This is a genomic window from Fructilactobacillus sp. X2R1C1, from assembly GCF_059901435.1.
Genome location: NZ_JBWXUV010000136.1, coordinates 1 through 245, shown reverse-complemented (window position 1 = coordinate 245; position 245 = coordinate 1). Strand labels below are relative to the sequence as shown.

Below are 245 nucleotides of genomic sequence, written 5' to 3'. Positions count from 1 at the left end.
ACACTATTGATTCCGCCGTGAAAGTTTTTAACAAGCAGATCGACTTCTTAAGGACCAAATCCTTGGCTTTCGAGCAGGAGACTCGCGTCAGCTTTTATACCTTTGGTAGTGACGTAACCTGTGAGATCAGCGACGTGGACGTTGCTCGTCCTATGACCCTCGATAACATTCGTGCTAACGGTAGTACCGCTATGCTTGATTGTATTGGGTTAGCCATCGAAGACAGCCAACAACTTCCCCAGAAG

General features: G+C 47.3%; 1 protein-coding gene. It reads left to right on the top strand.

Features of this window, described 5'->3' with window-relative positions; translation table 11 throughout:
* Positions 1–62: 62 nt before the first annotated feature.
* Positions 63–245 (top strand): hypothetical protein (locus tag AC6UDG_RS07785; RefSeq protein WP_500707003.1); only part of this gene is annotated, 183 nt, incomplete at its 3' end.